The organism is Streptomyces katrae, from assembly GCF_000717655.1.
GTDB lineage: Bacteria > Actinomycetota > Actinomycetes > Streptomycetales > Streptomycetaceae > Streptomyces > Streptomyces katrae_B.
Genome location: NZ_JNZY01000010.1, coordinates 215,171 through 239,335, shown reverse-complemented (window position 1 = coordinate 239,335; position 24,165 = coordinate 215,171). Strand labels below are relative to the sequence as shown.

Annotated in this window: 20 protein-coding genes and 2 pseudogenes; 12 read left to right on the top strand and 10 right to left on the bottom strand. The window is 73.9% G+C overall.

What is annotated here, in order from left to right; all coding sequences use genetic code 11:
* Positions 1–45: 45 nt before the first annotated feature.
* The 3 genes from IF09_RS0114790 to IF09_RS0114780 are packed head-to-tail and all read left to right on the top strand — an operon-like array spanning position 46 to position 2,362.
* Complete coding sequence (locus IF09_RS0114790; protein WP_030295750.1) at positions 46–846, top strand: caspase family protein; 801 nt, start codon at positions 46–48, stop codon at positions 844–846.
* A gap of 41 nt (positions 847–887) precedes the next feature.
* Complete coding sequence (locus IF09_RS0114785) at positions 888–1,430, top strand: winged helix-turn-helix transcriptional regulator (protein ID WP_030295748.1); 543 nt, start codon at positions 888–890, stop codon at positions 1,428–1,430.
* Positions 1,427–2,362: a 2-dehydropantoate 2-reductase gene (locus IF09_RS0114780; RefSeq protein WP_030295747.1), complete on the top strand. Its 936-nt coding sequence runs from the start codon at positions 1,427–1,429 to the stop codon at positions 2,360–2,362. Before IF09_RS0114785 ends, IF09_RS0114780 begins: the two co-directional genes overlap by 4 nt.
* 144 nt (positions 2,363–2,506) lie before the next feature.
* On the opposite strand, the gene IF09_RS0114775 is transcribed toward IF09_RS0114780, so the two are convergent.
* Positions 2,507–3,433: a MerR family transcriptional regulator gene (locus IF09_RS0114775; RefSeq protein WP_030295744.1), complete on the bottom strand. Its 927-nt coding sequence runs from the start codon at positions 3,431–3,433 to the stop codon at positions 2,507–2,509.
* Positions 3,434–3,610: 177 nt separating this feature from the next.
* On the opposite strand from IF09_RS0114775, the gene IF09_RS0114770 reads away from it, so the two are divergent.
* Together IF09_RS0114770 and IF09_RS0114765 are read left to right on the top strand one after the other, a co-directional pair.
* Complete coding sequence (locus tag IF09_RS0114770) at positions 3,611–3,802, top strand: DUF5302 domain-containing protein (RefSeq protein ID WP_030295743.1); 192 nt, start codon at positions 3,611–3,613, stop codon at positions 3,800–3,802.
* A gap of 226 nt (positions 3,803–4,028) precedes the next feature.
* Positions 4,029–4,940, top strand: a complete 912-nt coding sequence (locus tag IF09_RS0114765; RefSeq protein ID WP_030295741.1) for a glycoside hydrolase family 19 protein — start codon at positions 4,029–4,031, stop codon at positions 4,938–4,940.
* Positions 4,941–4,968: 28 nt separating this feature from the next.
* Here the strand turns inward: IF09_RS0114765 and IF09_RS0114760 are convergent, their stop codons facing one another.
* The 7 genes and pseudogenes from IF09_RS0114760 to IF09_RS0114735 form a co-directional block, all read right to left on the bottom strand.
* Positions 4,969–7,740 (bottom strand): helix-turn-helix transcriptional regulator, encoded by a 2,772-nt coding sequence (locus IF09_RS0114760; RefSeq protein WP_037634855.1) that lies wholly within the window; start codon positions 7,738–7,740, stop codon positions 4,969–4,971.
* 189 nt (positions 7,741–7,929) lie between these two features.
* A complete protein-coding gene (locus tag IF09_RS0114755) occupies positions 7,930–9,717 on the bottom strand; it encodes a S8 family peptidase (RefSeq protein ID WP_030295737.1) in 1,788 nt (595 codons plus the stop codon).
* A gap of 551 nt (positions 9,718–10,268) precedes the next feature.
* On the bottom strand, positions 10,269–11,138 hold the full coding sequence (locus IF09_RS0114750) for a WD40 repeat domain-containing protein (RefSeq protein WP_158709971.1): 870 nt from the start codon (positions 11,136–11,138) through the stop codon (positions 10,269–10,271).
* 102 nt (positions 11,139–11,240) lie between these two features.
* Positions 11,241–11,390: pseudogene (locus IF09_RS46975) on the bottom strand (WD40 repeat domain-containing protein); the annotation flags it as partial.
* Positions 11,391–11,550: 160 nt separating this feature from the next.
* Positions 11,551–12,417: pseudogene (locus IF09_RS48210) on the bottom strand (trypsin-like peptidase domain-containing protein); the annotation flags it as partial.
* An 86-nt stretch (positions 12,418–12,503) separates the two neighbouring features.
* The gene (locus IF09_RS0114740; protein WP_030295731.1) at positions 12,504–12,860 is read right to left on the bottom strand and encodes a CU044_2847 family protein; all 357 of its coding nucleotides are present in this window, start codon (positions 12,858–12,860) and stop codon (positions 12,504–12,506) included.
* A gap of 237 nt (positions 12,861–13,097) precedes the next feature.
* Positions 13,098–13,844 (bottom strand): DUF1838 family protein, encoded by a 747-nt coding sequence (locus IF09_RS0114735; RefSeq protein WP_030295728.1) that lies wholly within the window; start codon positions 13,842–13,844, stop codon positions 13,098–13,100.
* 112 nt (positions 13,845–13,956) lie between these two features.
* Here IF09_RS0114735 and IF09_RS0114730 point away from each other — a divergent pair, with 112 nt between their 5' ends.
* The 7 genes from IF09_RS0114730 to IF09_RS0114700 all read left to right on the top strand — a co-directional run bounded on the left by IF09_RS0114730 (position 13,957) and on the right by IF09_RS0114700 (position 22,749).
* Positions 13,957–14,949, top strand: coding sequence for a DUF1996 domain-containing protein (locus tag IF09_RS0114730; protein WP_030295727.1), 993 nt, complete (start codon positions 13,957–13,959; stop codon positions 14,947–14,949).
* Positions 14,950–15,064: 115 nt separating this feature from the next.
* The gene (locus IF09_RS0114725) at positions 15,065–15,661 is read left to right on the top strand and encodes a sigma-70 family RNA polymerase sigma factor (protein WP_030295723.1); all 597 of its coding nucleotides are present in this window, start codon (positions 15,065–15,067) and stop codon (positions 15,659–15,661) included.
* Positions 15,658–16,386, top strand: coding sequence for an anti-sigma factor family protein (locus IF09_RS0114720; protein ID WP_030295721.1), 729 nt, complete (start codon positions 15,658–15,660; stop codon positions 16,384–16,386). The genes IF09_RS0114725 and IF09_RS0114720 overlap by 4 nt, the downstream gene beginning before the upstream one ends.
* 130 nt (positions 16,387–16,516) lie before the next feature.
* The gene (locus IF09_RS0114715; RefSeq protein WP_030295720.1) at positions 16,517–19,888 is read left to right on the top strand and encodes a hypothetical protein; all 3,372 of its coding nucleotides are present in this window, start codon (positions 16,517–16,519) and stop codon (positions 19,886–19,888) included.
* Between the two features lie 129 nt (positions 19,889–20,017).
* The gene (locus IF09_RS0114710) at positions 20,018–20,995 is read left to right on the top strand and encodes an ATP-grasp domain-containing protein (RefSeq protein WP_030295719.1); all 978 of its coding nucleotides are present in this window, start codon (positions 20,018–20,020) and stop codon (positions 20,993–20,995) included.
* A complete protein-coding gene (locus tag IF09_RS0114705; RefSeq protein WP_030295718.1) occupies positions 20,992–21,795 on the top strand; it encodes an ATP-grasp domain-containing protein in 804 nt (267 codons plus the stop codon). Before IF09_RS0114710 ends, IF09_RS0114705 begins: the two co-directional genes overlap by 4 nt.
* 99 nt (positions 21,796–21,894) lie before the next feature.
* Positions 21,895–22,749 carry a DMT family transporter gene (locus tag IF09_RS0114700; RefSeq protein WP_030295716.1) on the top strand — a complete coding sequence of 285 codons (855 nt, stop codon included), beginning with the start codon at positions 21,895–21,897 and terminating at the stop codon, positions 22,747–22,749.
* A gap of 141 nt (positions 22,750–22,890) precedes the next feature.
* Here IF09_RS0114700 and IF09_RS45610 read toward each other — a convergent pair whose 3' ends face one another.
* Together IF09_RS45610 and IF09_RS0114690 are read right to left on the bottom strand one after the other, a co-directional pair.
* Positions 22,891–23,280, bottom strand: coding sequence for a hypothetical protein (locus tag IF09_RS45610; RefSeq protein ID WP_030295715.1), 390 nt, complete (start codon positions 23,278–23,280; stop codon positions 22,891–22,893).
* Between the two features lie 12 nt (positions 23,281–23,292).
* Positions 23,293–24,126, bottom strand: coding sequence for a PaaX family transcriptional regulator C-terminal domain-containing protein (locus IF09_RS0114690; RefSeq protein WP_030295714.1), 834 nt, complete (start codon positions 24,124–24,126; stop codon positions 23,293–23,295).
* Between the last annotated feature and the right edge of the window lie 39 nt (positions 24,127–24,165).

The window sequence follows — 24,165 nt, the reverse complement described above, 5'->3', positions numbered from 1 at the left end:
GCCCCATCCGGTGCCACCGTGCCCACCGCATCCGAGGAGGACCTCATGCCCGCAGGCGTGTCCATCCACGTAGGACTCAACAACGTCGACCCCAGCAAGTACGGCGGCTGGGACGGACAGCTCATGGCGTGCGAGAACGACGCCCGGGACATGGCCGAACTGGCCCGCGGCGCCGGGTTCGACGACACCGTGATCCTGACGAAGGACGCCACCGTCGACACCATCACGGCCGCACTGCGCAAGGCGGCCGGGAAGCTCGGGGGCGGGGACATCCTGCTCCTCACCTACTCGGGCCACGGCGGCCAGATGCCCGACAGCGAGGGCGACGAGCCGGACGAGCTCGACGAGACCCTCGTGTTCTTCGACCGCCAGTTCCTCGACGACGAGCTGCACCGGGAGTTCCAGCGGTTCCACAAGGACGTCCGGATCATCACCTTCCTGGACTGCTGCCACAGCGGCACCGCCACCGAACTGATCGACGACCCCGCCCAGGGGGAAGCGGCCCGCCTCATGCCCGTGCTGAAGCAGCAGCAGATCTTCGAGCGGGACAAGGCGTTCTTCCAGGACCTCCAGCGCGAGCTGAGGAGCACGAACGGCAACGGCGGGGAACCGGGCGTCGTGCTCATCTCCGCCTGCCAGGACGACCAGGTCGCCCTGGACGGCCGGGTCAACGGCAAGTTCACCGAGACCCTGCTCCGGGTCTGGAACGGCGGGGAGTTCAGCGGCGACTACGAGACCTTCCACCGCGACATCAAGAAGCGCATGCCCGCCACCCAGATCCCGAACTTCTTCACGACGGGCAGCCCCGACAGCCGGTTCCTCGGCCAGAAGCCCTTCACGATCTGAGCATCGGTTCGGTCACCGAACCGACTTGCTACGGTGGGGCCATGCCGCTCCCTCGCGACTACCGCGGCCAGTCCTGCTCGCTCTCCCGCGCCATGGAGGTCGTCGGCGAGCGCTGGACCCTCCTGATCGTGCGGGACGCCTTCTTCGGAGTCCGGCGGTTCGGGGACTTCGCCGCCCACCTCGGCATCCCGCGCGCGGTCCTCACCGACCGGCTCGCCGGTCTCACCACGGCCGGGGTGCTGGCCCGCGCACCCGGGGACGGCCGGCGCGAGGTGTACGCCCTCACGGACAAGGGCGTCCGCCTCTGGCCGGCCGTCCGCGCGCTGTCCCTCTGGGGCGAGGAGCACCGGCCCGCGCCCGGCGGGCCGCGCCGGGTCTTCCTGCACGCCGTCGACGACGCCCCGGTCGCCGTCGACGGGCGCTGCACCGGCTGCCATGTACCCGTCGAGGTCGCAGATCTCCTGGTGGCGCCCGGGCCCGGGCTGCCGGCGCCGTCCGCCGACGACGATCCCGTCACCGCGGCCCTGCACCGACCGCACCGGCTCCTGCAGCCGCTGCCCCTCACGAAAGGCTCTCCCGCATGAGAATCCTGACAGTCGGCGCCGGAGCCGCAGGCGGCTGGTTCGGTGCCCGCCTCGCCCACGCCGGACAGGACGTCACCTTCCTGGTCCGCCCGGAGCGGGCCGCCGCCCTTCGCGAGCGCGGGCTGCGGGTGACGGGCCTCGGCGAAGTCCTCACGCTCACCCCGCAGTTGGTCACCGCCGACGCGCTGTCGCACCCGTACGACCTCGTCCTGCTCTCGGTGAAGTCCACGGCGCTCGACCGCGCGGCGAAGGACCTGGCCCCGGCGGTCGGCCCGCGGACCGCGATCGTGCCGCTGCTCAACGGCATGGCCCACCTCGACCACCTCATAGGCCGCTTCGGCGGCGCGCCGGTCCTCGGCGGCGTGGCCAAGGTGGTCACCACCCTGAACGAGCACGGCGACATCGTGCGCATGGCCCCGCCGTCCACTCTGCTCACCGGTGAACTCGACGGCCGCGCCTCCGCGCGCGTGGACGCCGTACGCGCCCTGCTGACCGGGGCGGGCATCGACAGCCCCGAGACCCCGGACGTCGTCGCCGCGATGTGGCACAAGTGGGTCTTCATCACCACGCTGGCGGCCGTCACCTGCCTGGCGCGCGGCTCTGTCGGCGAGGTCGGCGCCGTTCCCGGCGGATCCGGCCTCGGGCCGGCCGTACTCGCGGAGGCGGCGGCCGTCTCGGCCGCCGCGGGCCATCCCGTACCGGATGCCGAACTCGCCTTCACCACCCGGACGGTGACCACGCCCGGCTCCCCGCTCACCCCGTCCATGTACCGGGACCTGGTCGCCGGTCGTCCCACGGAGGTCGAGCACGTCTTCGGCGACCTGGTCGCCCGGGCCCGCGCGCTCGCCGTGCCCACCCCGCTGCTGGACCTCGCCACCCTGCAACTACGGGTGCACCAGCGGCGCGCGGTGCAGGCCCGAATCGGCGGGTGACCTCCGGCGCGGTCCGTCGTTGAACACGTCGGTCAAGCGAAGTGCACCAGCGAAGTCCCGGGTCTCCCCGCGAGGCCCGGGACTTCGTGTGCCGCCGGCCTGCCGGCCCCCGGGCCCGTCCCGCCGCCCGGCCGTACGCCGCTGTCAGCCGCGCAGCGCGGCCGTGAACCAGGTGAACACGGGCGCCAGGCTCGGCGAGGGCGGCCACCCGTTGATCACGGCCAGGAGCTGCCAGTAGCGCTCGGCACGCGGATCGGCGGCCGCCTCCAGCCGGGCCAGCAGCCAACGGCGCAGATCACCGTCGTCCGCGCGCCCGAAGGCGTGCCCGTAGAGGGCGGTCAGGGCGTTCGTGACGGGCAGCGCTTCGACGGACCTCGGGAGGATGCCCGCTTCGAGGGCCTCGCCGACGCGTTCGCGGACCGCCTCGGTGAGTTCGTGGTGGAGGCCGGTGGTGTCGCCGTCGGCCCGGTCGGCCGCTTGGTGCTCGGCCATTCGGCGTACGGACGCGCGGAAGCCGGCGTCCTGGCAGAGTTCGGCGAGCTCCACCCAGGCCTCGAGCTGCTCGGTGGTGGGGTCGTCGGGGAACTCGGGCATGGCCGAGCGCATCATGGCCACGAACTCCGGATTGGCGTCGAAGCCCCCGAAGGTGTCGTCGATGAAGGCATGGACCAGCCGGTGCCGTTCGGCTTCGGAGAGCTGGGCGAGTCGGTGCATGAGGCGTGTCTCCTGGGATGAGGCGCCGCGCCGGGCCACCGCGCGCAGTACCGCCCGCCGCAGCCGCAGCGTGCGTATCTGCACGTCCAGGGCGTCGGCGTGGGCCGCCGCGACCTCCGGTACGGAGGCCTCCCTGTCCAGCACCCTGCGGATCGTGGCCAGGTCGAGGCCGAGGTCGCGCAGGGTGCGGGCGAGGTCGAGGCGGGCGACTGCGTCGGTGTCGTAGAGCCGGTAGCCGGCGGGGCTGCGGTCCGTGGGCGGCACGATCCCCGAGTCGGAGTAGAAGCGGACGGTCTTCACCGTCAGCCCGGTACGCCGGGCGATTTCCCCGATCGAAAAGAGCGTGTCGCCGTTCATGTCCCTCACCCTGACGTCTCCCCCTACGGGAGTCTCAAGCCCGCCCGGGAGCCGGCCGGTCCTCGGGGCAGTCTCCCGGACGGCGGCGGGCGTGGCGCCCGCCGGACGGAACCTGCTGGTCAGGGGGGACGGAGGGTGACAGACTGAAACGGCTTCAGGTCAACCCAGGAGGACAACATGGCAGAAGAGTCGAACACCCCGCAGGGCGAATCGGCGGCCGAAGAGGCCAAGCGCAAGTTCCGGGAGGCCCTCGAGCGCAACGCCCGCAGTGCCCATGCACAGCAGGCCCACCAGAGCCGGGCGAAGATCCAGGGCGCCAGCGGTGGCGCGGGCGGCAAGAACAAGAAGACCCGCCGCAAGACCGGCTGACCGGCCTCGGTCTCCACGGCGATGCCCTGAAGATGCCGGACAAGGGGGCCGCCTCCAGCTCACGGAGCCGGAGGCGGCCCCCTTTTGCGCACCGAGCCACGACCGGCTCTGCCCGTTTGCCCGAAAGCGACAAAAGCTGGTCTAGACCTTGACAGGTCCAGACCAGCTTCGCTTCAGTGGCGGTACTTGCCCCCACGGCAACTCCCCCCACTGAAGGAGCAGTTACGTGATACGTGCGCTTCGCCGCCGCGCCCTGGCGCTGGCCGCCGCCGCGGCCGCCACCTTCGGCCTCGCGGTCGCCCTCCCCGCCTCCCCCGCCTCCGCGGCCGCGGCCTGCGCCACCCCGTGGGCCTCGTCCGCCGTGTACACCAACGGCATGAGTGCCTCGTACAGCGGGCACAACTGGCAGGCCAAGTGGTGGACCCAGGGCGAGACGCCCGGCAGCACCGGGCAGTGGGGCGTCTGGTCCGACCTCGGCACCTGCGGCGGGGGCGGGGGCCAGGACCCCGGCAACCCGTCCGGATTCGTCGTCTCCGAGGCCCAGTTCAACCAGATGTTCCCGAACCGGAATTCCTTCTACACGTACAACGGCCTGGTCTCGGCCCTGTCTGCGTACCCCGGCTTCGCCAACACCGGTGACGACACCGTCAAGCGGCGCGAGGCGGCCGCCTTCCTGGCGAACGTCTCGCACGAGACGGGCGGGCTCGTGTACATCGTCGAGCAGAACACCGCCAACTACCCCCACTACTGCGACCGGAGCCAGCCGTACGGCTGTCCCGCCGGGCAGGCCGCCTACTACGGCCGCGGCCCGATCCAGCTCAGCTGGAACTTCAACTACAAGGCGGCCGGCGACGCGCTCGGCATCAACCTGCTCGCCAACCCGTACCTCGTGGAGCAGGATCCGGCCATCGCCATGAAGACGGCCCTGTGGTACTGGAACACCCAGAACGGCCCGGGCACGATGACCGCCCACGCCGCCATGGTCAACGGAGCCGGCTTCGGCGAGACGATCCGTTCCATCAACGGCTCCCTGGAATGCAACGGCGGCAACCCTGCTCAGGTCCAGAGCCGGATCAACGCGTACCAGAGCTTCACGCAGATCCTGGGCGTGACACCGGGCAACAACCTCGGATGCTGACCCGGTCCGGCCACCGCTCCGCGCTCCCTCAGCGGGTGCGCAGGGTGGTGGCCAGCTGGGCCCGGGAGCGCACGTCGAGCTTCTGGTAGATCCGGGTCAGCCGGGCCTCGACCGTCTTGACGCTGACGAAGAGCTTCGCGGCGGCCTCCTGGTTGCTGGCGCCCTCGGCGACGAGCAGGGCGAGTCGGGCCTCCGCCTCCGTCAGGGCGGCCAGGGCCACTGCCGTGCCCCCCTCGGCCGGCGCCGCTTCCCGGTGCTCGGCGGCGAGTTCCACCCAGGGGTTCGCGCCGGCCGCGGCGAACACCTCGGCCGCCGCACGCAGCGCGGCACGGGCCGGTGCGCGCCGGCGGCGGCGCCGCTCCACCCGGGCCAGGGCGAGCAGCGTACGGCCGCGCTCCACCGGGAGCTGGAGCGCGACGAACCGGTCCGCCGTGGCCTGCAGCAGGTGTACGGCGGCCTCGGCGTCTCCGTGCGCGGACAGGCACAGCCCGCGGGCCCGGTCGAGTGCGGCCACCACCGCGGTGCGCCCCAGGCCGAGGGCGACCGGACGGACGGCGCCGAGCAGTTCCGCGGCCTCGTCGGGCGCGTCCGCGGCCACCAGGGCCTCGGCCAGCTCTCCGTGCCAGCGCAGGATCGAGGGGTCGACGACCTGCTGGGCCTCCTCGAGTTCGGCCACCCGGCGCAGCGTGGCCACGGCTTTCGCGGCCTCCCCCGTCGCCAGCTCGGTCAGGCCGAGTGCGTACAGGCTGCGCGAGAGGAACACCTGGTCGTGCTCTTCCTCGGAGGCCTGGATGCCGCGCCGGGCGTACCCGGCGGCGCGCGCGAAGCTGCCGCCCATGGCTTCGGCCATCGCGGAGGCGTACCAGGCGGGGCCCGGGGAGAGGCCCGCCTCGATGGTCAGTTCCAGGGCGCGGCGGGCGTGCGCGGAGGCGACCGCGCACCGGCCGCGACGCAGTTCGACCTCGGTGAGACTGCGCAGCACCTCGAAGACGTCCTCCGCGGATCCGGTGCGCCGGACGGCGGGCAGCAGGACGAGCAGCTGGCGCCGGGCGTCGTCGAGGCGGTCGTCGAAGAGGGCGTGCCGTACGGCGAGGTACTGCGGCGCGTTGCGCATGCCGAGCGGCACCTCGGGGGCGGGCAGGGCCAGGGCCTCGGCCAGGATGTCCTCGGCGTCGAGGTCCCCGAGGATGCGGCCCATCCGGGCCCGTACGGTCAGCGCCATGGCCTCGGCGACCTGGTCGCCGCCCCGGGCGGCGAGCCGGCCGGCCTCGGCCGCGGCGTCGCGGGAGCGGACGGGGTCGCCGTCGCTGAGGTTGTACTTCGTGGCGAACCGCAGCTGCACGGCCGCCTGGAGGGCGGGGTCTCCGGCGGCGTCGTCCATGGCGTACGCGAACGTCTCGTCGAGGGCGGCGAGGGCCTGTCCCGCGGCGTCGATCACGGCGAGCCGGGCCCGTACCCGGTCGGCGGGCGAGGCGTCGCGGGCCAGTACGGCGCGGGTGGCGCGGCGTGCGAGATCGGCACGGCCGGCCCAGCCGGCGTCCTCGGCGGCGGCGACGAGGCGGGCCAGTTCGTCCCCGGGCCGGTTGGTCGGGGTACGTTCGGCCGCGAGCAGGCCGAGCTCGGCGGCCAGGGCGCGCTGACCGCGCCTTCTGCAGGCCGCGGCGGCCTCGGTGATCTCGGCGGCGAGCCACTCGTCGGGGGTGTCCACGGCCAGCGCGCGGTGGCGTACGGCCTGGACGGGGTCGTCGACGGCGGCGGCGAGCGCGGCGTGTCCGGCGGCGCGTTCCGGCCAGCCGGCGTCGGCGGCCAGGGCCATGGGCAGGGCGCCGGCGGTGAACGCGACGGCCCCGTCCTCCCCGACGGTGACCAGTGCGGCCCGCTCCGCCTCGGCGAGTTCGGCCTCGGCGTCCGGGCGGCCGGCCCGGCGCAGCAGGGCGGTCGTCGGGCGGGCCGCGAGGGCGGCGAGCAGCAGGGTGCGGCGGGCCCGGGCCGGGGCTTCGGCGAGGAGCCGGCGGGCGACCTCGCGGGCCTGGCCGGACAGGGGCAGGGGGTCGGCGTGGTGGGCGCTGACGTCGCGGGCCTCGGCGGCTTCGGCGAGGGAGTGGCCCAGGGCGAGGGCGAGGCGGGGGTTTCCGCCGCTGGCCTGGTGGATGCGGCCGGCGAGGCGGGCGGGGAGGCCGTGGCGGGCGAGGAGTTCGGCCACCTCGTCGGCGCCGAGCGGGGGGACCCGTATCCCTGGGGTGCCGGGGCCGCACAGGGGGCCGCCGACGGGGGCGCCGCCCTGGACGCACTCGGCCACGAGGACCCGTACGCGGGGCGGGGTCAGGCGCAGCGCGAAACGGAGCAGATCGGTGCTTTCCGCATCCAGCCACTGGGCGTTGTCGAGGACGAGCAGGACGGGGGTGCGGGCGGCGAGGGTACGGAGCACCTCGACCACGGCGAGCCGCAGCGCGACGTGGTCGCGGCCGGCCCGGGGCGCGTCGGCCTCGCGGCGCAGGAGGGCGATGGCGGTGCGCTGGGGTCCGGAGAGGCGTTCCAGTGCGGCGCAGGGCACGGAGGCGAGGAGTGCGGCGGCGGAGGCCTCGGGTATCCACTGGTCCGCGGCCTCGGGGGCGAGGCGGAGCACGGTCTCGTGGCGGGTCGCGGCCGCGGCCGCGACCGCGCCGACCACCTCGGTCTTGCCCGCGCCGGCGGGTCCGGTGAGCAGCGCCCGCCCGTGCGCGTTCAGCGCGCGTTCGACCGCCTTGATCAGTTCACCGTGCCCGACGGTCGTGTCAGCGTTCCCCGTCGCCGCCACCACGCACAGCCACCAGCCTCTCGGTCCCCACTCTGTGCCTCTCCTGTGAGACGCGACAATACGAGGTCGGATGCCGGGTGGACACGGATTGTGACGCAGAATTCAGTCAGCTGTCGGGAAACGGCTGCGGACCTGCCGATACGAGATGTATCAGCAGGTCCGCGGGGCTCAATGGTCCGTACTATCGGGCCCTCAGAAGCCGAGGCTCCAGGTGTCGATGTACCCGGTGTCGCCGCCCGCGTTGTCGTTGACGCGGAGCTTCCAGGTGCCGTTCGCGACCTCCGAGGAGGCGTTCACGGTGTACTGCTGGTTGATGTTGTCGGTGCCGGCGCCGGTCCGGTTGTGCAGCGTGTAGACGCTGCCGTCCGGGGCCACCAGGTCGACCTTCAGGTCACCGATGTAGGTGTGCACGATGTTCACGTTGACCTTGAGGGTGGCCGGGGCGTTGCCCGCGACACCGCTGACGGTGATCGGGCTCTCCACGGTCGTGTTGTCAAGGATGTTCACGTTCGTGCCGTTTTCGAAGGCCGGGGTGGTCGGCGAAGTCACGGCGTTGACGGTGGCGGCGGCGTCGGCGAGACCGGCGCCGCAGCCGCCGGTGCAGGTGCCGGCGAGCGGGCGGGCGCTGGCCTTGATGGCCGACTCGACCTGCGCCGGGGTCAGCGAGGGCTTGGCGGCGACGACGAGCGCGGCGAGGCCCGCGATGTGCGGGGCGGCCATGCTGGTGCCCTGGTAGGGCTTGTAGATCTCCGAGCCCGGGGTGGTGGCGCCGTTGTTCAGGGTGGAGAGGATGCCGTTCTCGGGGGTGGTGACGGTGCCGGGCGTGTCGGTGGCGCGGCGGGTCTCACCGCCCGGCGCGGAGACGTCGACCTTGCTGCCGTAGTTCGAGTAGAACGAGCGGTCGCCGGTGCGGTTGGTGGCGGCCACGGAGACCACGTTGTTGCAGCTGGCGGGCGAGAAGCCGGACACGTCCGCGTTGCTGTTGCCGGCGGCGACCACGACGGTGGTGCCGCGGGCGACGGCCGCGTTGATCGCGTTCTGGTAGGTGGCGGTGCAGGCGCCGGAGCCGCCGAGGCTCATGTTGATGACCTTGGCGGGGGTGGCGTTCGCCGGGATGCCCGCGACGGAGCCGCCGGAGGCCCAGGTGATGGCGTCGACGATGTCGGAGGTGGTGCCGCCGCACTTGCCGAGCACGCGGACGGGCTGGATCTTCGCGTTGTACGCGATGCCCGCGACGCCCTTGGCGTTGTTGGTGGCGGCGGCGATGGTGCCCGCGACGTGGGTGCCGTGCCAGGAGGAGCCGCTGGCCGGGGAGCCGGTGCCGCACTCGTTGGCCGCGCTCCAGTCGCCCTGGTCGGCCGGGTTGTTGTCGCGGCCGTTGCCGTCGCGGGCGCCGGTGGAGTCGCTGATGAAGTCGTAGCCGGCGACGATGTTCGGGGCCACGTCGGAGTGGGCCACGTAGCCGGTGTCGATCACGGCGACGGTGACGCCGGAGCCGGTGGACTTGTCCCAGGCTGCCGGAACGTTCATGCCGGCGGTGGGCTCGAAGAGGTCCCACTGCTTGGCGTACTCGGTGTCGTTCGGGGTGGCCATCGCGTAGGCGCGGGAGTCCGCCTCGACGTACGCGACGTCCGGGTCGGCACGGAACTGGGCCATCACGTCGGCCGCCTCGGCGGGGGCGACGGCGCCGCCGAGGTTGACGAGGGCGGCACCGGTGCCGAGGCGGCGGTCGAACTTCGCCTTCTTGTTGCCGGCCTTCTTGCCCTTGGCGGTGGCGTCGTCGGCCGCGGCCTTGTTGGAACTGGCCTCGGTGGCCGAGGACTTGTAGCCGACGATCAGGTTCTGCACCGGCGCGGCGGCGGGGGAAGCGGGCGCACCCGCGGCCGGGAGGGTGGAGGCGGCGGCCGGGGCCGGCGCGGGCTCCGCGCCGGTCAGAGCCACGGAAGCGGTGGCGGAGCCGGCGAGCAGGGTGACGGACATCGCCACCACGGATATGAGCCTGCGTCTCGTTGCGTGCACGGTGTTCCCTTTCGCGGGCCGTTTCCGGGCAAGCCGGAGCGGGCGGTTGGAGCTGTGTGGGAGGTGAACCGGCGGCTACGGGGCCGGGGACGGGTTGGTCACGCCCGTCCCGGCCACCGCTGCTCGCCGCGTTGCCCCGGCCGCTTCGGCGGGGCAGGGGCAACGGCGGTGCGGGCGATCTTCCCGGCCGCACGGCTTCACACCATGTGGGGTTGGCGCGGGGTCCGTTCGGGGTGGGAAAGATCGCCGGTGGGCAGACAGTAGGCAACGCGAGGATGAACCCGATACCGGGAAAACCCTTGTCCACCCCCCTGACGCCCCCCTACACCTCCCCGGGACCCTACCTCCCGGCCCTACCGGCCCTCCCGCAGGGGTGGCCCGTACAGCGCGGGCCGACCGCACGTCGAAGCAGCCTCCGGCAACGACTGCGGAGCGGGCCGCGGACAAAGCGGGATGTGTGCCCCGAACCCGGGCAAGCCCCCTCCACGCAGCACAGCACGGCCTGTCCGGGGTTACGGGTCAGGCCGTGCAGGGCTGAGTTCGCTCGAGGTCCTGCGCGCCGCAGTGCGGCACCAGCAGGTCGGACACACGCGGCCGACCGACTTGAGTTCGTCCTCGGTGAGGTCCCGGTTGACGGACCGGCAGATCTCCTTGACCGATGCATCAGGATCGCGGACGACCCACAGCCGCACCGTTCCGTCCTTGCTGCCACTGGCGAGAACACCGGGACCGAACACCGCCGAGCCCACCACGTCGGTGTGGCCGGGCAGCTTGCTGCGGACCTTGCGGGCGGCCACGTGCCACAACCACACGTCCAGGTCGTCGCTGCCGGTCGCGAGGGTCTCCCCGTCCCTGCTGAACGCCACCGCATGCACCGGGTACGTAGAGCGCGGCAGGGTGCTGCGATACCCGCCGGTGTCCCCGTCCCACAACTTCACGGTGCCGTCGAGGCTGCCCGTGGCCAGGTTGCGCCCATCGGGGCTGAACGCCACCGAGCCCACCGCCTTGGTGTGGCCGCCGGACAGCGTTCTGACGAGCTTGCCGGTCTTCGCGTCCCACAGCCTCAGCTGGCCGTCGGTGCTGCCGGTGCTGCCGGTGACCAGGGTGCGCCCGCCGGGGTGGAACGCCACCGCACTCACCGGCTTGCCGCCGGGGCCGGACACCGTTCTGAGGAGCTTGCCGGTCCTCCCGTCCGACAACCGCACCGTCTTGTCGTCACTGCCGCTGGCGAGTCTGCTCCCGTCCTGACTGAACGCGACCGACCGCATCGCTCCGGTATGGCCGGACAGCGGGGGACGGTCCATGTCCGTGTCCGTGTCCCACAAACGCACCGTCTTGTCGTCACCGCCGCGGGCGAGCGTGCCGTCCCGGCCGAACGCCACCGACCACACCCCGTCGCCGTGGCCGAGCAGCGCGGGGCGGCTCCTGCCCGAGTGCACATCCCACAACCGCACCGTCCGGTCGGAGTTGCCCGTGGCGAGAGTGCGCCCGTCCGGACTGAACGCCACCGACCACACCGCGTCGCCGGGGCCGGACAGCGGGGGGCGACTCGTGCCCGTGTCCACATCCCACAACTGCACCGTGCCGTCGAGGCTGCCCGTGGCGAGAGTGCGCCCATCCGGACTGAACGCCACCGACCCCACCGCTGCGGGGCGGTCGGACAGCGTCCGCGCCGTGCCGGCGTCCACATTCCACAACCGCACCGTCCTGTCGGGGCACGCACACCGCCAGGCCGCGTTCGGCCTCGAGCCTGCGGGTGACGGCTGCGGCGATCCCGTCGGTCGCGGCCCCCGGAAGCCCGGCGCGCTCGATCTCGAGCAGCAGGTTCTGCCGCGGCCGGGCGATGACTTGCAGCCACCGGTCGCTGCCGGGCAGTCCACCCTGCGCCAGCGCGGGCAGGACGCCGGCTTCGACCAAGGAGGACTTGCCCGAACCGGTGGGACCGAGCAGGAGGGTCACCCGCCGCTGCCGGGCGAGGCTCGCAATGACCTGCCGTACGGCGTCCTTGCGGCCCTCGAACCAGTGGGCCTGCTCTGCGGTGAACGGCTCCAGCCCCTGGTAGGGGCAGACGTCCTGCTCCACCAGACCGGGCCAGACCTCGCGCAGGACCCGGACGGGGGTGACGTAGGCGATGCCCTGCCCCTTCCCGTACGCGTCCGGGGCGGTGATCTCGGTGAGCATGCCGATGACCAGGCCGGTCTTGATGTCGAGGATCGGCCCGCCGCTGAACCCGGTGGTCAGGTCGTTGGCATCGGTCAGCTGGAGGCGCGCGCTCCTGCCCTCGACGGCCGGCAGCCAATCGCCGGCCACGGCGTAGCCCCAGTGTCCGCCCCGCGGGGCCTGGTCCGGGAACCCGAACGAGCGCACCTTGTGGCCCGCGGCGCCTTCGGCAGAGCCCAACGCAAGCGCCTCCACGTCCGGCAGGGCGCCGCTCAGGCGGACGACGGCCACGTCCTCGTCGCCGGGGGCCCGCCACGGCTCCTCCAGGACCTGCCCCTCGATCCGGGGCGCGCCGGCCGCGTGCGGGAAGACCAGCCGGACGCTCCCGCCGGGCCCGGATCCGGCCCCGGTGACGACATGCGCGCAGGTGACCAGGATGTCCCCGGCCACCAGGAAGCCGGCGCCGGCCACCGCCCCGTCGGCGGCGAGGACCTGTGCCACTGCGGGCGAGATTCCCGCTCCCGGCGGGTGGTCGTCCGCCGGGCCCCTGGCGGGATCCGGCCCGTCGGCAGCGCTGTCCAACCGGATCAGCCCGCGCTGCCGTCCGTGCCCGGTCGGGCGGCGCCCGACGCCCTCCAGGCGACGGTCACGTTCAAGTGGCAGCCGGCGCCGGTCTTGGTGATCACGGCCCCTGCCTCGAACGCGAGGTCGACACCGAAGGCGACGGCGATGTGGTCGGGCCGCGCCTTGCGCAGTTGCTCGAGGGTGGCGCCGACGGCCTTCGTGATCGGCACCAGCACCTCTTGCAGCGTCTCCGGCAGGTCGTGGACGGCCTCGCCGAGGCGGCCGGCCTTCACCGGCCCCTCCAGAGCCTCCAGCCCGGCCGGGGCTTCGATCAGAAGACCGCCCCCGCCGTCGAGGGGAATCCGAGCCAGAGGTGCCACAACTCCTCCTCACGCGTGCACGGCAGGACTGAGGCCGTTCATGGCCGCGAACGGGACGGTGATGGCGTCGGGCGTCGGGCGTCGGCGGCGCATGCGGTCGACCGGTCGACGGGAGTGTGTACGAGCCCGCTGCCGGGTCCTGCCATCATCGTCAGAACCCGGCAGGTGCCGCATCCCGGGCTGCGCCGTACGGGCCGCAGGCCCGGCAGGGCCGTCGGGCTGTCAGGGCCGTCGGGCTCAGGGCCGGGGCTGTGGTGCGTGGTGCCTGCGGAAGTAGGTCCAGCTCGTCTCGTTGGGTTCGGTCCACTTCTCCGGGGCGTGGGCGTACTCGGGGTGGTGCGCGGCGATGTGGCCTCGGGTGCGCTCCGGGACCTCGGCGTAGGAGGCGAGCTTGCGGCCCCGGCAGTGGAAGGTGAGGCCGCCCGGGCGCATGCCCCGTTCCATCCACGGGAGCCACGGCGACATCCGCATCCACGACATGGTGCACGGGACGCCCGGCTCGTCGGTGGTGAGCACGGAGCGCGGCGCGAAGAACTGGAAGAGCTCGAGGGCCTTGTACGTGTCGTCGGCGGAGTTCAGCGGGTACTCGGCGACCGGGAGCGGCGAGGGGTAGGCGAGCGGGATCTCCAGACTGAAGCAGACCTGGTCCCCGAGCTCGGTCAGCGGGACCGGGAACGGCCGCAGCCTCAGATTGGCCGGATCGTTCCAGATGTGGATCACCGGCTTGCCCTCCCAGGTGTCCAGGATCTCCCGGGTCTGCGGATCCAGGTAGAACGCGGCTTCCCTGGTGAGCAGTTGGAAGCCCCCCGTCTCCGGGTCCTCGACGAGCCGGGCGACGTTGACGCCTTCGAAGCCGAACAGGTGCCGGTACGGCTGGTCCGGGGCCCAGGAGTGGACGTCCCCGGACCACCAGAAGGTCACCTCGGCGCCGTCGAGCGAGGCGCGGGTGCGGGCGAACGCGTGCAGGAGCTCAGCGGGTGTCATGCCGGGTACTGTGCGCGGCCGCCCGCCGGCTCGGCAAGCTCCCCGGCTGCAGCCTGGCCGACATGCGGATGCCAGGTTGACGCTGCGGCGCGCAGCGGCAAACGTGACCCGCATGCGGAACGAACGCCGACTGCTCACACTGCTCGTCTGCCTGGTGCTCGGCATCGGGCTGACCGCCGCCGTGCTGGGCGCTGCCCGGGTGGCGAGCCCCGACGGGACGCCGCATTCCGGGATGAACTCCCGTGACTACGTGGACATACAGGACGTACCCCCCGGTCCCCGCGATCCGTCGGCCGGGCCCGACGCTTCGACGGGCACCGTGACGGTGGACTGCGGGCGCAACGAGGAGCGCCACTACAACGAGGACAACCTGGTGGTGTCTCCGGGACTGCGCTCGGGCGCCCACCACACCCACGCGTACGTCGGGAACCTGTCCACGGACGCGCTGTCGACCGATGCCTCCCTCGCCACCGCCGCGACCAGTTGCCGCGGCGGCGACCGCTCCACGTACTACTGGCCCGTCCTGCGCCGGATCGACCGGGCGGGCAGCCACCCCGACGAGAGCTCCGCAGGGCACGGCAACTCGGGCGAGATCCTGCCCGAGGCGACGGTCTCCGTGGAGTTCCGCGGCAGCCCGGTGGGCAAGGTCGTGCCGATGCCTCGCTTCCTGCGCGCGATGACCGGTGACGCGGTGGCTTACACCGCGGCGGGCGACGCAGACGTCCGCGCCCGCTGGGGCTGTTCCGGATCCCCCGACCGGTTCACCACCCGCTACCCGCGCTGCCCCGCCGGCGAACGCCTCACCCGCACGCTCGTCTTCCCCAGCTGCTGGAACGGACTGGACACCGAGAGCCCGGGCCACCGCTCGCACCTGGGCTTCCCCGCGGCCAACGGCGTCTGCCCGCAGGGCACCTTCGCCGTGCCCCAGCTGCGCATCTCCCTCGCGTACGACGTGCCGCCGGGCGTGCCGGTCGCCGTCGACTCCTTCCCCGAGCAGCGGCACAGCCCGAGGACGGACCACGCGATGTTCGTGGACGCCATGACGGACGGGCAGATGGCCGCGGTCGTCGCATGCCTCAACGAGGGGCTCGGCTGCCGGACCTGAGGGCCGCCCCGTCGAAGTACCGCCACACACGAGTGATGCGGGTCACATGAACCGGGCCCCGTCGGGAGGCGTGTTCTGTCCGCACCACATGGGCGAGGAAGACGGAGAGGGTGAGATGGCCGGACCACTGTGGCCCCGCACGCGGCGGGGCTCGACCGACGAGGCTTTGATCAGGTCGGTCTACGAGGAGCACGGCCACGCCCTGCTCGCCTACGCCACCCGGCTGACCGGGGACCGGGCCACGGCCGAGGACGTCGTCCAGGAGACCCTCATCCGGGCCTGGCGGCATTCCGAGGTCCTGGTCAACGGAAAGGGTTCGGTGCGCGGCTGGCTGCTGACGGTGGCCCGCAACATCATCACCGACCGCTACCGGGCCAAGGCCGCCCGCCCCGCGGAGGTTTCCGGGGCCGCGGCCACTCCCCCGGTGGAGCTGGACCACGCCGATTCCGTGGTCGACACGATGACCGTGCTGGGGGCCCTCGACCAGCTGTCCCCGGAGCACCGGGACGTGCTGAAGGAGTTGTACTACCGCCAGCTCAGCGTGGCCGAGGCGGCCGACAGCCTCGGCATCCCGGCGGGCACGGTCAAATCACGCGCGCATTACGCCCTCAAGGCGCTGCGCGAGGTATTCCGACAAGGCAGTACCAAGGAGGGCAATCGAATGGGCAGGCCGCCCCAGCAGCCCGCCGGACTGCGTGAGGTGGTGGCATGAACCGGCAGCGGCACGAGGAGGAACTGCTCGGCCCGTACGTTCTCGGCGTCCTGGAGGCGGAGGACGTCCGCCGGGTCGAAGAGCACATGAGCGGCTGCGTGCAATGCCGTGAGGAGGTGGCCGCGTTGCGCGAGATGGAAGCGGCATTGGGCGAGGTGCCTGTGGAGGCCTTCCTCGACGGACCGCCGCAGGGCGGTGATCTGCTGCTCCAGCGCACGCTGCGGCAGATGCGCAACGAGGCGTCGGGCGAGCGGCGCCGACGATGGAGCGTCGCGGGACTGGCCGCGGCGGCCTCGCTGGCCGCCGTGTTCTGGGCCGGGGCGCAGTTGGGCTCCACGGACGGCGGGCCCATCGCCCAGCCGCTGCCGCCGACACCGACGGTCACGGCGCAGCCGTCACCCCCGGTGGCCGGGACGAAGGTGGCATCGGCCACCGACCCGGGCACCCATGCGCGGATGACCGTGCAGGTCACACCCGCCGCCAGGTGGGTACGGGTGCACGCGGCCGTGGCGGGGATCCCGCCGGGCGAGCGCTGCCTGCTGATCGTCGTCGGGAAGGACGGCAAGCGCACCTCCGCGGGCAGCTGGGTCGTCGGCAGCCAGAACGGCGAGGGCAAGGGCGCCTCGCTGGACGGCTCGGCGGCGGTGGACCCGGCCAACGTCAAGGAGGTCGTGGTCGAGAACGAATCGGGCAAGCGGTTCGTGTCCGTGCCCATGCCGGTGTAATCCGGCGGCGCCCGTCGACGAGGAGAGGCGGAGCCCGGGCGGCCGAGTGACGGCCGCCCGGGCTCCTCGCTGTGCGCAGCCGCCGGGAAACCGTTTCTCCTCGTCAGCCCCGGTGCGCACACTGAACCCCATGTCACGCTCAGTCGAACGCCTGCTCGCCGACCTCGATCCGCTCCCGTACGCCGAACGGCTGCGGCTGCTCGCCACCACCGCCCGGGACCTCGCCCGCAGCGGCGAACTGCCCGGCGTACTGGCCGAGCTGGCCGGCCGGGGCCGCTACGAGCGGCGGCTGGCGGCGCTGGCGGCATCGGCGGGGCGGCAGACCGAGTACCTGGCGCAACGGCTGGCCGATCCGGACCCGGTGGTGCGGTCCTTCGCCCGGCGGGCCGTGCGCACGCTGCCCGTGCCGGACGAGGCGATCGAGGCGGCGTACGACGATGCCTCCGCCGAGATCCGCCGGGAGCTGACGCAAGCCGTGTTCCGGGGATCACGCCGGGCTCTCGCGGAGCGGCTGACGCCCCTCGTGCGGGCCCAGTGGGGCGACGCCGAGGCCGCCTTGCTCCTCCCCGCCTGCGGGCCGGAGTTCGTCTCCGCTCTGCTGCCGGAGCTGGCCCATGCCGTCACCCACTGGAACCGGCTGGGCCGCTGCCACCCCGGCCCGGTGCTGGACCAGGCGGCGAGCGAACTGGCGGAGCTGCCGGAGGGCCTGCGCGCGAGCTGGTGGGAACGTCAGGCCCCGGGTCTGGCCGAGGCGCTGCCCGCCGCCCCTGAGCGCGTGCTCGGCCTGCTGGAGCAGTACGGGCCGGGCCGGCTGCCCCGGCGCCTGGACGAACGGGTCGGCGAGCTCGTCGCCGCCGACGCGGAGCGCTTCGTACGCTGGCTGACCTCCCCCGAACGGGCGGACGGGTACCAGGAGTACCTCCTTCCGCCGTCCCGGCTGCGGCAGCTCGTCCGGGCCGATCCGCCGTCCCTGCCCGCCCTCGGCCGGCGCTGGGCAGGGCGCCCCGCGTACCTGGCCGCGCTGTTGAAGGCGCTGCCTCCGGGCCGGCGTGCGGCGTTCCACGACGCGGCCACCGCGCACCTCCCCGCCCCCGACGGGATGGTCCCCGACGACGTCCTGGCCGTGCTCCCGCGCGAGCGCCGCCAGGCCGTGGCGCGGCGCCGGGCGGACCGCGCCCGCCGGGACGCGTGGGCGGTCGACCGACTCCTCGAAGTGGTCGCGCACCTCCCGGTCGCCGAGGCGCGGCCGGAACTCCTCGCCGGGACGCGGAGCTCCGACGCCGACACCCGCCGGGTGGCCTGGGTCCGGCTCGTCGAGAACGCGGTCCACGCGAGCGACGCCGAAGCGCTGGGCGAGGTGCTCGAACTGATGACGCGGAGGCTGCGCAACGAACGCGACCCCGTGCGCTCGGCCGCCCTGGCGGCACTGTCCAGGGTGCCGGTGCCGCTGCTGGCCGCCGAGGCGCCGGTGGCCTGCCTGGAACGGATCGCCGTGGACGCCGTCGAGGCCCGCGACCACTCCGACGACACGCGCCGGGCCCTGGAACGCCTGGTGTTCGCGGTGCTGGAGGAACCGGCACCGTCCTCCGCGCTGCTCGACTGGGCGCTGCGCACGCTCCGCGAGCGTGCCGTCCGCACCGGGCACCTGGTGCACGGCGGGTACGGGGGCGTGCTGCCGCGCGGCCGGGAACAGCGGATCTTCGACGTGCTGCGCCCCTGGCTCGAGGGCCGCGCGTCCAAGGGCGAGTACGAACCGCTGCTCACGCTCGTGTCCTGCCTCGGGGACCGCTGCCGCCGCATGCCGGAGCTCCAGCGGATGCTCGGCGAGTCCCTGGAGCGGTGCACCGGCGGGGTGTTCCCACGGCTCGCCGAGGTCTGGCTGGCGGACCCGGCGACGCGCGGCGCGCGGGTGGCCGTACTGCTGGAGCGGGAGCCGTCGGCGGTCGCGCTGGCGCCCGTACTGGACGTGCTGTCGGCTCATCGCACCGATCTGCTGGACTCCGCGCTCGCCGCGCGCCCGCCGTACGGCCGGTTCCTGCGCGAGGGCTCCGCACGGCCGCTCCCCCGGCTCGAGCGGGCGGACCGGTGGGTGCCGCGCCAGCAGGAGGAGGCGGCCTGGCTCGCCGAGGTCGCCGTGGGCGACGAATCCAGGACGGTGTACGAGCGGGCGGACGCCCTGCGCTCGGCGGCGCGGATCCCCGACCACGGGCTGGAGTTCGTACGACGGCACGCGCGCTCGGCGGACACACGGCTCGCGGAGACCGCCCTGGCCGCCGCGGCCCGGACGGTGGAGCCTGCCGTGGTCCTGCCCGAACTGCTCGCGCACGCGGGCGACGACCACGCCCGGGTCGCGGTGTACGCAGCCGGGCGGGCCGCGGCGGGGACCGCGCCGACCCGGCTCGCGGAGCTGCTGGACGGGCTGTTGGCGGCGCCCTCGGGGGTCAAGGTGACCAGCCGCAAGGAGGCGCTCCGCCTGACCGCGCGGTTCCTGCCGCCCCGCCGGGCCGCGGCGCTGCTGGCGCGCATCTGCGGCGACGCCGACAGCCATCCCGACGTGACGACCGCCGCCGTGAACCTGGCGATCGGGCTCCTGGGGACCGGGGAGGTCTGGGACCTGCTGGAGACGGCAGCGGCGAGCGGTACGCGGGAGGCCGGGGCCGTGATCGCGCACACCCCGGTGCTCTCGGTGGCGGCGCCGCACCGGCCGCGCTACGCCCGGCTGGTGGCGCTACTCGCCGCCTCTCCCCACCGGTCCGTGGCCGGTCAGGCGGTCGCGGCGCTGCCGGACTGGGTCGCCTACGCGCCGGACGCCGCGGACCCCGTACGGCGGGCCGTTTGCGACCTGGCGCCGAACCCCGGCTGGCAGGCCGCGGCGACGGCGCTGGAGAAGATCGCCGGTTCGGGGCTCCCGCACCCCCTCGGCGGCGGCGAGACCGGGAGCCAGTTCCATCGTGCCGTGGACGAGCTGTTGGCCGTCGTACGGTCCGGGGACGACGCGGAGGCCGAGGCCGAGCGCGATCTGCCGGCCCTCCAGCGGGTGCGGTTCCTGAGCCAGATCGTCGCGGCGGAGCACCACCGGCTGCGCGCGGCCCTGGTACGGCAGCTCGCCGGTGAACCCGCCCTGGCCACGGCCCGCGTGGCGCTGCTGAGGCGGTCGGTCGACCTGCGGGCGGACCTGCCGGAGCTGCGGGCGGCCCTGGCCGCGCTCGTGACGGCTCACGCGGGCCGGCCCGGGCTGGCCGCGACGACGGCGGGCTCGCTCCGCGACGGGAACCGGCACGGCGACCGGGTCGGGGACCCCGCCGTGGTGCTGGAGGCCGTACGGGCTCTCGCGCAGGACGGGGCCCTGGTTCCGGGGTTGTTCGCCGTCGCGCTCACCTCGGCGATGGGCGGGCGTTGCGACTGGCCTGCCGAGTGGCGGGCGCTGCTGCGGGAGCTGAGGCGGCACGCGGAGACGGAGGTACGGGACGCGGCGCTGGCGGCCACCACGCACCGCGAGTGACGGCGGCCGGAGGCCGGAAGGCCCGCGCCCCCATCCGGACCGATCATCACATTGCGGTCCATGACATCCTGTGACGTCACAACTCGCCGGACGGGATCGGCGGACGTCCGGGGAATATGGGGAAGGTCGATGAGGCTCTGCTTCCTGGTGGAGGAGCACTACCGCCACGACGGCATGCCGAACGAGGTGATCCGGCAGCTCACCGCATGGGGCCACCAGGTGGACGTGGTGCGGCCGGGCGGCTCGCTGCTGCGGATGACCGAGGTCGTCGCCTCGGGCACGCACGACGCCTGGGTGCTCAAGACGGTGTCGGGCGGTCCCGGGCTGACCCTGCTCGAGGCCGCGGCCGCGGCCGGGATGACCACGGTCAACGACGCCCGCTCGATCCGTGGCGTACGGGACAAGGCGCTGGCAGCCGCCATCGCCCGGACCCGGGGGCTTCCGATGCCCCCGACGTACGCCGTGGCGCGGCCGGAACTGCTGCGGGAGGTACCGGCCGCGGAGTACCCCCTCGTCGTCAAGCCCGCGGACGGCAGCTCCGGGCGGGCCGTGCACCTGGTGGCCTCGCCCGCGGAGCTCGAGGCGGTCCTCCCCGGGCTGGCCGGCGAGCACATGCTCATCGCCCAGCCGTACGTGCCCAATTCGGGCGCCGACATCAAGGTGTACGCGGTCGGCGGGGAGCTGTTCGCCACCGAGCGGTGCTCGCCCCTGCACCCTGATCCGGCGGTGCGGGAGCGGCGCGTACCGCTGTCCGCCGAGGTGGCGGCGATCGCCGCGCAGGTGGGGGCGGTCTACGGGCTCGACCTGTACGGGGTCGACGTGCTGCTGGGTCCCGACGGGCCCGTGGTGGTGGACGTGAACGACTTCCCGAGCTTCCGTCAGGTACCGGACGCCGCGGCCCGGGTGGCCCGGGCCGTGCTGGGGCTGGCGCGGACGGGCAGCCCGGCGGCGACGGCGGCCGCCGTGTGCCGCCCGCGGGTGCCGCAGGGACTGCCGCTGTCGATCCCGGTGCAGGGGGCGCCGGTGCAGGCGTCTCCCGTGCAGGCGTCGCCGGTGCAGGGGTCGCCCGTGGAGGCGTCCGCGCGGGCCGGCGAGGGCGCCCTGTGAGGATCTGCCTGGTCACGCCGGAGCCCGGCCATCCGCTGCTGGCCGGAGCGACGGCGCTGCTCGAAGCCGCCGGGCACCGGGTGGAGTCGCTGGATCCGGGTGCCGTGGACGAAGCCCCTGACGACCTGGCCGACGTATACCTGCTGAAGTCGCGCACGCGGTGGGCACTTGAACTCGCCCGGGAGCTGGAACGGCGCGGAGCCCCGGTGCTGAACTCGGCGGCGGCGACCACGCTCTGCCAGGACCGCACCCGAATGGCGGAGCTGGCCCTGCAGGGCGGTCTGCCGTTCGCGGGCACGCGTACGTACGGCTCCCTCGCGGCATGGGCGGCAGGTGAGCCGCTCGGCGCCTCGCCCCTGGTGGTCAAGAGCCGGCACAGCCGCAGGCACGACCTGGTCGCCCGGGTCGACGACCGCGCCCGGCTGCGCGAGCTGGCGGACGCCTGGCCGCAGGAGCCGGTCGTGGTCCAGGAGTTCGTGCCCAACAGCGGCTGGGACCACAAGCTGTGGGCCATCGGGGACCGGGTCTTCGCCGCGCTGCGGCGCTCCGAGCTCGCACCGGAGGGCCGGGGTCCGACCCGGCCGCCGGCCCTGGCCGAACTGCCGCCCGGCTGGGCGGACGTGGTCCGCCGGACCGGCGAGGTGTTCGCCCTCGACGTCTTCGGGGTCGACCTCATCGACACCGGGGACGGCATCCCGCTGATCGTGGACGTCAACGCCTTCCCCGGCATCCGGGGCCAGGCCGGCGCACCGGAGGCCCTGGCGGCGCTGGCCCTGGCCCGGGCCAGGGCCGGCCGCTGACCCCTCCGCCCCCGTCGCCGGAGGACCGGACAGGGGGAATCCGTTCGTCGGGGCGTGTCGGCGGGCCGGGGGTGCGACGGGGGCCGTGAGGATCGGCGGATGGGCGTCGTGCTGCCGGTCTTCTTCGCGCTGTTCGCTGCGCTCAGCAATGCGCTGGCCACCGTGCTCCAGCGCCGGGCCGCCCTGACCGTGCCGCAGAGCAAGGGCTTCCGGTTCGGCCTGGTCCTCGATCTGCTGAAGCGGCCCGTGTGGATCGCCGGGATCCTGGCCGTGATCGCGGCCGGGGTGGGGCAGGCCGCGGCGCTGGCCACCGGTGCGCTGGTCCTCGTACAGCCCCTGTTCGTCCTGGAGCTGCCGCTCGCGCTGCTCATCGCCTCGCTGGTGGCCCGGCGGCGGCTGCCGGGGGCGCTGTGGCTGGCCGTGGCGGGCGTGGTGGCCGGGCTGGGGGTGGCGCTGTTCGCGGCCTCCCCCACGGGGAACCGGACGCACGTGCCGGCCGACCGGTGGATCCCCGCCCTCGCCGCGTGCGCGGCCGTCGTCGCGGCCCTGGCGGTGGCCGGGCTGCGCAGGCCGCCGGGGCGTGCGCGGGCCGGCTGCCTCGGCGCGGCCACCGCCGTCTGCTACGCGATCACGGCGGCCCTGATGAAGCATTCCGTGTTCGTGCTGACCGAGCACGGCATCGTCGGCTTCCTGACCGCGTGGCAGACGTACGCCTTCGGCGCGACAGGCATCTGTGCCCTGCTGCTGCTCGAACACGCCATGCAGGGCGGGCCGCTGGTCGCCTCGCAGCCTGCACTGACCTTGGGCGATGCGGGCATCGGCATCGCGCTGGGCGTGGTCCTGTACGAGGAGCACCTGCGGGCGGGGTGGTGGGTGCTCCCCCAACTGCTGGGCGTGGCACTGATCTGTGCCGGCGTCGTCGCCCTCGCACGGGCGGGTACGGGTGCTCCCTGACGCCGGCGGCGGGTGCGACGCGGTCCGCATTGCGCCCGGGGTCACCGATCAACCTGCCGGAAGCATCTGCGCAGGTCTGGGCTACGATCACCGCGCACTGACCAGATCGTGTTCCAGGAGGTGGCCGGTGGGCGTCAGCCCTCACGGCAGAGTGCCGATATCTATGACCGCGCTGCTGGCGGGCAGCCTGCTGCTCGGCGGTTGTTCCGGCGGCGCGTCCCCGGCGCCGGAGAAGTCCGGTTCGCCGACGCCGAGCGCGAGCCCTTCGGCCACGGCCTCGCCCTCGTCCTCGCCGACCACGGCGGCGCCGACCGCGCCGCCCGCCGCCGCGGAGCCGGACGAGACCCCGGACCCGACGGCCACCCCCGGCGCCCGGCCGAAGGCCTCGCCCCCGCCGCGCACCTCGTCGGTCCCGCAGAACCCCAACCGCGGCCCCAATCCGCCGCCGGCGCCGCCGCGTCCCACCCTGACGCCCGACTGGACGCCGTGGAAGCCCGCCCCGAACGATCCGTCGATCCCGGTGTACACCATCCCGCCGCTGCCCTAGGGGGTGGCCTCCTCCAGCCCGGTGACCTCCCGGACGTGGCGCAGGCTCGGCTCCAGCAGGACCGCGTGGAGCTGCTGGAAGACCTGGCGGGCGGCCACCGCGTTCCAGTCGGCCGGCAGGAGTTCGGTGGGCAGGCCGGGATCGAGGTACGGGAGGCGGCGCCACTGCGTGAGCAGTGGCACGTAGTGGCGGAACGCCTCGGCCGGGCCGGGCTCCCCCTCCGCCGCGAGGCGCTCGGCGACGGGGGCGTAGGTGTCGGTGAAGGCCGCGTACTGCGTCTGGATCGCCGGGAAGTCCCACCACTCGCTCACCGTCTGCGCCAGGTCGCTGAAGGCGGCGTAGTCGGCGGCGAAGAGGTGCACGTACTCGCTGAGGCCGAGCCGGACGAGCATGCCGCGGGCGTCCTCGAGCAGCCGCCCCGGGGCCAGCCACACACCCGGGGCGATGTTCCCGAAGCCGAGCCAGGTCAGCCGGGTGCGCAGCTGGTAGCGGTGGGAGCGCTCGGACTCCGGTACGGAGAACACCGCCATGGCCCAGCCGTCGGCCAGGTCGGCGGGCTCGAGGCTGGCGAAGATGCGGCGGTCGCCCTCGTCGAAGACGGGGTGCACGGCCGGGCTGAGCCGGTAGCCGGTGGCACCGCGCCGCTCCGGTTCGAGGACGCCGCGCTTCTTGAGCCGCGAGATCGCCGACCGCACGGCCGGGCCGTCGACGTCCAGCTCGCCCATCAGCGTGATCAGGTCGGCGATGGAGATCCAGCCGCCGAGGCGGCGCAGGAACGCTCCGTAGACCGTGTTGATCAACGAGCTGGGCCTGAGGGGGCTGTCCGACATGATCGCCTTCCGTTGTACGCGGTCGCGATCATATCGAGC

Excerpts from the sequence above, each read along its gene's own strand:
- IF09_RS0114790 (WP_030295750.1), top strand. The coding sequence starts at position 46 with ATGCCCGCAGGCGTGTCCATCCACGTAGGACTCAACAACGTCGACCCC.
- IF09_RS0114785 (WP_030295748.1), top strand. The coding sequence starts at position 888 with ATGCCGCTCCCTCGCGACTACCGCGGCCAGTCCTGCTCGCTCTCCCGC.
- IF09_RS0114780 (WP_030295747.1), top strand. The coding sequence starts at position 1,427 with ATGAGAATCCTGACAGTCGGCGCCGGAGCCGCAGGCGGCTGGTTCGGT.
- IF09_RS0114775 (WP_030295744.1), bottom strand. The coding sequence starts at position 3,433 with ATGAACGGCGACACGCTCTTTTCGATCGGGGAAATCGCCCGGCGTACC.
- IF09_RS0114770 (WP_030295743.1), top strand. The coding sequence starts at position 3,611 with ATGGCAGAAGAGTCGAACACCCCGCAGGGCGAATCGGCGGCCGAAGAG.
- IF09_RS0114755 (WP_030295737.1), bottom strand. The coding sequence starts at position 9,717 with ATGTCCGTCACCCTGCTCGCCGGCTCCGCCACCGCTTCCGTGGCTCTG.
- IF09_RS0114735 (WP_030295728.1), bottom strand. The coding sequence starts at position 13,844 with ATGACACCCGCTGAGCTCCTGCACGCGTTCGCCCGCACCCGCGCCTCG.
- IF09_RS0114730 (WP_030295727.1), top strand. The coding sequence starts at position 13,957 with ATGCGGAACGAACGCCGACTGCTCACACTGCTCGTCTGCCTGGTGCTC.
- IF09_RS0114725 (WP_030295723.1), top strand. The coding sequence starts at position 15,065 with ATGGCCGGACCACTGTGGCCCCGCACGCGGCGGGGCTCGACCGACGAG.
- IF09_RS0114720 (WP_030295721.1), top strand. The coding sequence starts at position 15,658 with ATGAACCGGCAGCGGCACGAGGAGGAACTGCTCGGCCCGTACGTTCTC.
- IF09_RS0114715 (WP_030295720.1), top strand. The coding sequence starts at position 16,517 with ATGTCACGCTCAGTCGAACGCCTGCTCGCCGACCTCGATCCGCTCCCG.
- IF09_RS0114710 (WP_030295719.1), top strand. The coding sequence starts at position 20,018 with ATGAGGCTCTGCTTCCTGGTGGAGGAGCACTACCGCCACGACGGCATG.
- IF09_RS0114700 (WP_030295716.1), top strand. The coding sequence starts at position 21,895 with ATGGGCGTCGTGCTGCCGGTCTTCTTCGCGCTGTTCGCTGCGCTCAGC.
- IF09_RS45610 (WP_030295715.1), bottom strand. The coding sequence starts at position 23,280 with ATGGTGTACACCGGGATCGACGGATCGTTCGGGGCGGGCTTCCACGGC.
- IF09_RS0114690 (WP_030295714.1), bottom strand. The coding sequence starts at position 24,126 with ATGTCGGACAGCCCCCTCAGGCCCAGCTCGTTGATCAACACGGTCTAC.